Annotated in this window: 1 protein-coding gene; it reads left to right on the plus strand. The window is 40.2% G+C overall.

Features of this window, described 5'->3' with window-relative positions; all coding sequences use genetic code 11:
• Positions 1–662, plus strand: a 662-nt coding sequence (locus ACFINZ_RS11155) for an ATP-binding cassette domain-containing protein (protein ID WP_375701549.1), incomplete at both ends; no start/stop codon positions are given.

Raw genomic sequence — 662 nt, forward strand, 5'->3', positions numbered from 1 at the left:
TGCGTGCGCATATTATTGATTTGCTAACACAAGTAGGAATTCATGAACCACAGAAACGTTTGGGGTCATTTCCTCACGAATTATCAGGTGGGCAACGGCAACGTGTGATGATTGCAATGGCACTTGCCAATAATCCACGATTATTGATTGCTGATGAGCCAACAACGGCGCTTGATGTAACTGTTCAAGCGCGCATTCTTGAGCTTTTGGTACACCTTAAAAAGCAAAACAATATGTCGATGCTTTTTATTACTCATAATTTAGCCATTGTACGCCGTATTGCGGATCGTGTTTATGTGATGAGAAAAGGAAAAATTGTTGAAAGTGCTCCAATCGATCAATTGTTTGCAAATGCTCAAAAGCCCTATACAAAACAATTGTTAGCAGCAGAACCTAAAGGCTATCCTCTTCAAGCAGACAAGAGTGCGCCCATTTTGATGCAAGGTAAGAAAGTTCGTGTTTGGTTTCCGATTAAAAAGGGTCTATTGCGGCGCACAAAGGGTTATATAAAAGCTGTTCAAGATATGGATGTTACAATTCGTGTTGGTCAAACACTTGGTGTTGTAGGAGAATCGGGTTCAGGAAAAACAACATTAGGGCTTTCATTGATACGGATGTTATCTTCCAAGGGACAGATTATTTTTGATGATATTGACATCAGC

Origin of the sequence: Bartonella sp. AA81SXKL (genome assembly GCF_042196945.1) — a bacterium.
Lineage (GTDB): Bacteria > Pseudomonadota > Alphaproteobacteria > Rhizobiales > Rhizobiaceae > Bartonella.